Below are 7,119 nucleotides of genomic sequence, written 5' to 3'. Positions count from 1 at the left end.
GTCATGACGACCGCCTCCGCCTGTCGAGCGGTCGTCATGACGGGGTCGTCGTCCGATCGGCGGGGCGGTGGCAGGATCGCGCCATGGACGACGACGTCAACCCGGCGACCGACGCACCCGACGTGCTGGGCGACGGGTGGACCGCCCGGACGCTCCCCCTGCGGCCCGACGACCGCTCACGCGGGGGCGTCGACCCCGTCGCGACGCTCGTCAGCCCGGCCGGCACGCTCGGCCCGGCCGGCACGCTCGGCCCGGCCGAGCCGGGTCGCGCCGGGTCCGGGCGTCCGCGCCACGACCGCGCGGTCCTGTACCTGCACGGGTTCGTCGACTACTTCTTCCACCCGCACGTCGGCGCCGCCCTGGCGGAGCACGGGTACGACCTGCACGGCCTGGACCTGCGCGACTTCGGCCGGTCCATCCGCGACGGCCGCCCGCCGAACGACACGCGCGACCTGGCGGTGTATGCCGAGGAGGTCGACACGGCCGTCCGGCTGCTGCGGGAGCGGTACACGCAGGTCGCGCTGCTCGGGCACTCGACGGGCGGTCTGATCGCGTCCCTCTACGCGAACGGCCGGCCCGGTGCGGTCGACGCGCTCGTCCTCAACAGCCCGTGGCTCGACCTGCGCGGCTCGTGGTTCGAGCGGCGGCCGCTCACGCAGGCGCTGCGGGTCGTCGGGCGGGTCGCCCCGGACGTCGTCGTCGGGCACATCGCGCCGCACTACGGGCGGGCGCTGCACACGGGCACGGGCGGCGAGTGGGAGTTCGACCTCGCGTGGAAGCCGCACGAGGGCTTCCCCGCGCGGGCGGGGTTCGTCCGGACGGTGCGGGCCGGGCAGGCGCGCGTCGCGCGCGGGCTCGACATCACGTGCCCGGTCCTGGTGCTCGCGTCCGACGCGTCCGGGCCCGACGACCGCGACCACGACGCGCTCGTCACGACGGACTCCGTGCTCGATGTCGCGCACATCCGCGCGCTCGCGCCGCGGCTCGGGCGGGACGTCACGTACGTCGAGGTCCCCGGCGGTGCGCACGACCTCGCGCTGTCGCCGTCGCCCGCGCGCGAGCGCTACCTGGACGAGGTCGTCCGGTTCCTCGACGCGCGGCTCACGCCGTCCGGGGCCCGGGCCCCGGCGGGTCGGACGGGTCCCGCGGGGGACTGACCGCGGGGTCCGCGGGGTTCGCGGGGTTCGCGGGTGCGAGCCCCGCACCGCCGGCCGCCTCGGCGAGCGTCGGGGGCCGGTCCGGCAGGGCCCGCAGCTCGGGGCGGTTCGTCACGAGCAGGTACGCGGCGAGGGTCGCGAACAGCAGCGGCACGAGCAGCGCCGTGCTGGGCGCGATGGCGATGACGAGGAAGATGCTCAGCCACCCGCTGCGGGTCGCCGCGACGATGATCCCGACGGTCGTCCCGGCGACCGCGAGGGTCAGCGGGACCGACGGCCACGCGGTGCTCACGGCGAACCCGAGGGACACCCCGACGAACGTCGCGGGGAAGATCCGCCCGCCCCGGAACCCGACGCTGCTCGCGATGAGGAGCGCGGCGAGCTTGACGAGCGCGAACCCGAGGAACCCGAGCGCGGTCGTCGTGCCGACGAGGCCGGGCAGCTCCTTCATCTGCGAGAGGCCCTTGAACAGGGTGATCGGACCGCCGAGGACGCCCAGCAGGCCGAGGAGGAGGCCGCCGAGGGTGAGCAGCAGCACGGGCTGCCGGACCCGGTGCGCCAGGCGGTGCAGAGGCGTGAAGAGGTAGGACGCGACCAGCCCGATCGCGGCGGCGCCGAGCGCGAGCAGCATGATGAGCCCGACGTCGCGCAGACCGGTCGACGTGTACGCGGGCAGCCCGAGCGCGAACTCCGCGTCGGACAGCGACATCATCGTGAGCGCCCCGACGCCGGCGGACACGAGCGGCGCGAACAGCCGGTCCCACAGCGGGACGCGCCGGTCGCCGAGGTCGAGCTCGCTGAACATCAGCGCGGCCGCGAGCGGCGTCCCGAACAGCGCGCCGATCGTGCCCGCGGTCGACAGCGCCACCCACTGCGGCACCCCGACCTGCGGCAGGAGGCGCGACCCGAGCCACACGACGAGCGCCGCGTTGATCGCCATGATCGGGTTCTCCGGCCCGAGGCTGACCCCGCCCGCGAGCATGAAGACCATGGCGAGCGCGAGCCCGGGGACGACGCGCGGCGCCAGCGGCGGCTCGAGGAGGCCCGCCGTCGCGGGGTCGGGCCCGGCGTGGCCGGGGGCGTACCGGACGACCAGCCCGACCACGAACCCCGCGAACGTCAGCATGACGACGATCCACACGGGCGAGTCGCGGGTCAGCCCGAACACGCCCGACAGGTCGTCCCAGAGGACGTCCTCGAGCAGCTCGGCGACGGTGCTGAGCCCGATGAGCAGCAGCGCCGTGAGGGCCCCGACGACGGCCGCCGGGACGGCGAGCGTCAGCAGCCGGCGCACGGGCACGCGGAACTCGGTCGACTCCTGCGTCATCGCCACCTCCGTCCCCGCCCCAGCGTCGCGGGGTGACCTCGCGGGACGCCTCACCCACGGGGGGTGACGACCCGCGCACCCGGCGTCACGGCTCGAGCGACGGCTCCTCCGGCTCCGACAGCGACAGCACCGCGCCGACGACCCCGGGCGTCGCGGCGATCCGCCGCTCGAGCGACGCGAGGACGTGCGACGCCTCCGTCTCGCCGGGCTCGCCGGCCAGGTCGACGGCGCCGGTGAGGAACACCTGCCCCGCACCGACGACGGCGAGCCGCAGCTGCGTCACGCGGGCGACCTCGGGGAGCGTCAGGAGCGCCCGCACCGCGGCCGCGTGCAGCTCGGGGCTGCCCGCCTCGCCGACGAGGAACCGCCGGTTGCGGTCGATGAGGACGAACGCGACGACGGCCAGGAGCACGCCGACGAGGATCGAGCCGACCGCGTCGGGCACCGCCGACCCCGTGATCTGGTGCGCGGCGATGCCGGCGGTCGCGATGACGATGCCGACCAGCGCGGCGGCGTCCTCGAAGAAGACCGCGCGGACCGTCGGGTCGGACGTCTCCAGCAGGTGCTCGAGCAGGTCCCGGTCCCGGCGCGCAGCCGCCCGGCGGGCCTGCCGCGACGCCTGCACGAACGACACGCCCTCCAGCACGAACGCGACCCCGAGCACCGCGTACGCGACCCCGAAGTCCGACGCCGGCTCGGGGTGCACGAGCTCCTGGATGCCGTGCGTGATCGACACGCCCGCCCCGACGGCGAACAGGCCGATCGCCGCGAACAGCGACCACACGTACACCTCGCGCCCGTACCCGAGGGGGTGCGAGGGGTCCGGCGGCTTCGCGGACCGCCGCTGCGCGACCAGCAGGAACACCTCGTTGCCGGCGTCCGCCCACGAGTGCGCGGCCTCCGCGAGCATCGACGCCGCACCCGTGACGACCGCCGCGAACGTCTTCGCGACCGCGATGAGCACGTTGGCGGCGAACGCGACCACGACGGTCAGCGTCGACTCCCCGCGCCCGCCGTCCGCCGCGCGCGGCACCCCCAGGACGTCGACCGCGGGCTCGTCACCCGCGCCGGGCTTCGTCATGCGTCGTGGGTAGCACACGGCCTCGCGTGGTGCGACCCGGGTGTCGGGTGTGGGATGGGCAGCGACCTGGAGCGACGTCGGACGGCGGACCGAGCGCTCCGTGGCCCGACGAGGAGGACCGATGACGACGCACAGCGCCCCCTGGCCGACCGGCACGCCCGCGTGGGCGGACATCACCGTGCCCGACCTGGACCGCGCCGTCGACTTCTACGGGGCCCTGCTCGGCTGGACGTTCGAGCGCGGCGGACCCGAGGTCGGCGGGTACACGCAGGCGTTCGTCGGGGGGCGTCGCGTCGCCGGGCTCGGCGAGCCGGTCGGCGAGGACCCCGCGCCACCGTCGGCGTGGTGCGTGTACCTGGCGACGGACGACCTGGCGGCCACGACCGACGCGGTGACGGCCGCGGGCGGCGAGGTCCTGCTGCCCGGCATGGAGATCGCCGGGTTCGGCGCGATGGGGATCTTCGTCGACGTCACGGGCGCGGTGTTCGGCGGGTGGCAGCCCGGGGAGCACACCGGCTGGGACGTCGTCGACGAGCCCGGCGCCATGGTCTGGACCGAGGTCATGAGCCACGACCACGCCGCGTCGCTCGCGTTCTACCGGCACGTGTTCGGGTACACGGTCGACGACATGAGCGGCCCCGGCTTCACGTACACGTCCGTCGGGCTCGACGGGCAGACCGTCGCGGGCATCGGCGCGTACAGCGACAAGGTCGACCCGGCGACGCCCGCCGCGTGGACGATCTACTTCGGCACCTCCGACACCGACGCGTCCGCCGAGCGGGTCGTGGAGCTCGGCGGGACCGTCATGAGCGCGCCGTCCGACACCCCGTACGGCCGCATGTCGATCGTCACCGGCCCGTTCGGCGAGGTGTTCGCGCTCATCAGCGGGGGCCCCGTCGTCGCGTGACCGCGACCGTCGGGCGTGCGTCGGCGCGCGCGGCGCTCCTTCGCGGTCGGGCGTGGGCGTCGGCGCGCGCGCGACGGCCCTGCGCGGTCGGGTAGCGCTCCGCCGTTCCGTAGGCTCGCGGGGTGAGCCTGCCCTCCGACGCGTTCCGCCACGTCGCGTCCCGACCGCACGAGCCGCTGCGCACGTTCCACCCGCGCCGCGCCACGCTCGGCCGGGACCGGGAGCACGCGCTCGCCCACCTGTGGCCGCGGTTCGGGTTCTCCGTGCACGACGACGAGCTCGGCCCGCCGCCCGTCACCGCCACCGGAGCCCTCGACACCGTCGCCCTGTACGGCCGCGACGCCCCGCTCGTGCTCGAGATCGGCTCGGGCATGGGCGAGACCACGGCCGCGATGGCCGCCGCCGACCCCGACCGCGACTACCTGGCCGTCGAGGCGCACCTGCCCGGCGTCGCGAACCTGCTCGTCCTGCTCGACCGCGACGGCCTGACGAACGTGCGCGTCGCGCACGGCGACGCCCTCGACCTGGTCCGCCGCGCCGTCCCGCCCGACACCCTCGACGCCGTGCACGTCTTCTTCCCCGACCCCTGGCCCAAGGCCCGCCACCACAAGCGGCGCCTCGTGCAGCCCGCGCACGTCGCGCTGCTGCGCTCGCGGCTGCGCGTCGGCGGGACCCTGCACTGCGCGACCGACTGGGCGGACTACGCCGAGCAGATGCTCGACGTCCTGACCGCCGACCCCGCACTGGTGACCGACGGCTTCGTGCCCCGTCCCGCCCACCGCCCGGTGACCAAGTTCGAGCAGCGCGGGCTCCACCTGGGCCACGAGGTCCGCGACGTCGTCGCGCGGCGGGTCCGATGACGCACGACGAGGGGACCGACACCATGCCGACCGACGACCGCCCGACGGACGACCTGCCGACCGACGAGCAGGTGACAGGCGGGCGCGACGACCTGCCGCCCGACGAGCCCCCGGCAGGCGTCCACCCCGCCGACGCCCCGCGACCCGCTGCCGGAGCCGCCGGACCGCGCACGTTCCGGGTGCTCGTCGTGCCCGGCGTCAACCCCGACCGGTGGCTGCGCGTGTGGCAGGACCGGCTCGCCGACGTCCCGCTCGAGCTCGTCGTGTCCGAGCCCGCCGACGCCGAGCGGCGCCTGCGCGGCGGGGACGCGGACGTCGCGATCGTCCGCCTGCCCGTGGACCGTGACGGCCTGTCGACGATCCCGCTCTACATCGAGACGACCGTCGTCGTCGCGCCGCGCGAGCACGTCTTCTCCGTCGCCGAGGAGGTCACGCCCGACGACCTCGCCGACGAGACCGTCATCGTCCCCGACGACGACCTCGTCGGCTGGACGCCGCCCCCCGGGGAACCGTTCGTCGGCGGACCGGTGCCGACGACCGCCGACGCCGTCGACCTGGTCGCCGCCGGGGCCGGGGTCGTCCTGCTGCCGCAGTCCGTCGAGCGCCTGCACCACCGCCGCGGCGTCGTCGCCCGCCCGGTCACCGACGCCCCCGGCTCGGCCGTCGCGCTCGTCTGGGTCACCGAGCGGCACGACGACCTGACGGAGGAGTTCGTCGGCATCGTCCGGGGCCGCACCGCCGCGTCGTCGCGTGGCCGCGGCACACCGCCCGAGCCGTCGGGCGGCCGCTCCGCGAAGTCGGGCGGCAAGCCCGGCAGCCGGTCCGGCAAGCCGGCTGGCGGCAAGGGATCAGGCGCCAAGGGGTCCGGCGGCAAGGGGTCCGGCGGGAAGACCACCGGCAAGGCGGGCGGCAGGTCGACCGGCGGGAAGACGACCGGCGGGAAGACGACCGGCGGGAAGACGACCGGCGGGAAGTCGACGGGCGGGAAGCCGGGCGGCAAGAAGCCGGGCGGCACGACCCCGCCGCGCCGCCCCCGCCGCCCCCGCTGACGGCGGCGGACGACACCCACCCACCCGCCGCGCGGGGGGTCGGCACGGGCGCCGAGGTCGTCACTTCACGCCGACGTCGTCACCTGTAGCCGGCGAACTCGGCCTCAACTGACGAACTCGACGCCGGGGCCGTCGACTCAGGGCGTCGGCGGCCATGGCCGGGGACGGGCGGCTCAGGCGTCGGCGGGCACCGCCGTGCCGGGCGGCTCAGGCGTCGGCGGACTTGGCGGCCTCCGCGGCGCGGCGGTCGGCCTCGCGCGAGCGCTGGCGGCGCTCCTCGCGGCGGACCTCGTCGAACGTGGCGCGCTCGCGGACCAGCCACTCGGGCGGGTCGGCGACGAGCTCCTCGATCTGCGCGGTCGTCAGGGGGTCGGTGATGCCGCCGCGGGCGAGGCCGCTGATCGACACGCGCAGCCGCCCGGCGACGACGGAGCGCGGGTGCGGCCCGTCACGACGCAGGTCGACGAGCCACTGCGGGGGGTTGCGCTGGAGCTCGGCGAGCTCGTCGCGGGTGACCGTCCCCTCCTGGAACTCGGCCGGGGTCGCCGGCAGGTACACGTCGAGCTTGGCGGCAGCCGTCGACGGCTTCATCTCCTGCGGCTTCTTGGGACTCACCGGGCCAGCCTAACGACCGCCGCGTCGAACACCGGCGCGCTGCGCGCCGGCCCTGCCGTCAGCACCGCCGTCGGCACCGCCGTGGAGACTGTGTCGCACCGGGCGCCACAGTCTCCACGGGAC

Annotated in this window: 7 protein-coding genes; 4 read left to right on the top strand and 3 right to left on the bottom strand. The window is 76.0% G+C overall.

Going from position 1 to position 7,119, the window contains the following annotated elements; all coding sequences use genetic code 11:
- The first annotated feature begins 83 nt into the window (after positions 1-83).
- The gene (locus CBZ_RS05465; RefSeq protein ID WP_130780577.1) at positions 84-1,157 is read left to right on the top strand and encodes an alpha/beta hydrolase; all 1,074 of its coding nucleotides are present in this window, start codon (positions 84-86) and stop codon (positions 1,155-1,157) included.
- On the opposite strand, the gene CBZ_RS05460 is transcribed toward CBZ_RS05465, so the two are convergent.
- Positions 1,102-2,484, bottom strand: coding sequence for an ion channel protein (locus CBZ_RS05460; RefSeq protein ID WP_130780576.1), 1,383 nt, complete (start codon positions 2,482-2,484; stop codon positions 1,102-1,104). The genes CBZ_RS05465 and CBZ_RS05460 overlap by 56 nt on opposite strands.
- An 85-nt stretch (positions 2,485-2,569) precedes the next feature.
- Positions 2,570-3,565, bottom strand: coding sequence for a cation diffusion facilitator family transporter (locus CBZ_RS05455; RefSeq protein WP_130780575.1), 996 nt, complete (start codon positions 3,563-3,565; stop codon positions 2,570-2,572).
- Between the two features lie 121 nt (positions 3,566-3,686).
- Between CBZ_RS05455 and CBZ_RS05450 the strand changes: the two genes are divergently transcribed.
- The 3 genes from CBZ_RS05450 to CBZ_RS05440 all read left to right on the top strand — a co-directional run bounded on the left by CBZ_RS05450 (position 3,687) and on the right by CBZ_RS05440 (position 6,381).
- Positions 3,687-4,472 (top strand): VOC family protein, encoded by a 786-nt coding sequence (locus tag CBZ_RS05450; RefSeq protein ID WP_130780574.1) that lies wholly within the window; start codon positions 3,687-3,689, stop codon positions 4,470-4,472.
- A 122-nt stretch (positions 4,473-4,594) separates the two neighbouring features.
- The gene (trmB, locus tag CBZ_RS05445) at positions 4,595-5,332 is read left to right on the top strand and encodes a tRNA (guanosine(46)-N7)-methyltransferase TrmB (protein WP_130780573.1); all 738 of its coding nucleotides are present in this window, start codon (positions 4,595-4,597) and stop codon (positions 5,330-5,332) included.
- A 23-nt stretch (positions 5,333-5,355) separates the two neighbouring features.
- Positions 5,356-6,381 carry a LysR family substrate-binding domain-containing protein gene (locus CBZ_RS05440; protein WP_130780572.1) on the top strand — a complete coding sequence of 342 codons (1,026 nt, stop codon included), beginning with the start codon at positions 5,356-5,358 and terminating at the stop codon, positions 6,379-6,381.
- Positions 6,382-6,588: 207 nt separating this feature from the next.
- Here CBZ_RS05440 and CBZ_RS05435 read toward each other — a convergent pair whose 3' ends face one another.
- On the bottom strand, positions 6,589-6,996 hold the full coding sequence (locus CBZ_RS05435; protein WP_246013078.1) for a DUF5997 family protein: 408 nt from the start codon (positions 6,994-6,996) through the stop codon (positions 6,589-6,591).
- Positions 6,997-7,119 lie beyond the last annotated feature (123 nt).

It is taken from the genome of Cellulomonas biazotea, assembly GCF_004306155.1.
Taxonomy (GTDB): Bacteria; Actinomycetota; Actinomycetes; order Actinomycetales; family Cellulomonadaceae; genus Cellulomonas; species Cellulomonas biazotea.
This window is presented reverse-complemented; position numbering and strand designations above follow the sequence as displayed.

Excerpts from the sequence above, each read along its gene's own strand:
- CBZ_RS05465 (WP_130780577.1), top strand. The coding sequence starts at position 84 with ATGGACGACGACGTCAACCCGGCGACCGACGCACCCGACGTGCTGGGC.
- CBZ_RS05460 (WP_130780576.1), bottom strand. The coding sequence starts at position 2,484 with ATGACGCAGGAGTCGACCGAGTTCCGCGTGCCCGTGCGCCGGCTGCTG.
- CBZ_RS05455 (WP_130780575.1), bottom strand. The coding sequence starts at position 3,565 with ATGACGAAGCCCGGCGCGGGTGACGAGCCCGCGGTCGACGTCCTGGGG.
- CBZ_RS05450 (WP_130780574.1), top strand. The coding sequence starts at position 3,687 with ATGACGACGCACAGCGCCCCCTGGCCGACCGGCACGCCCGCGTGGGCG.
- CBZ_RS05440 (WP_130780572.1), top strand. The coding sequence starts at position 5,356 with ATGCCGACCGACGACCGCCCGACGGACGACCTGCCGACCGACGAGCAG.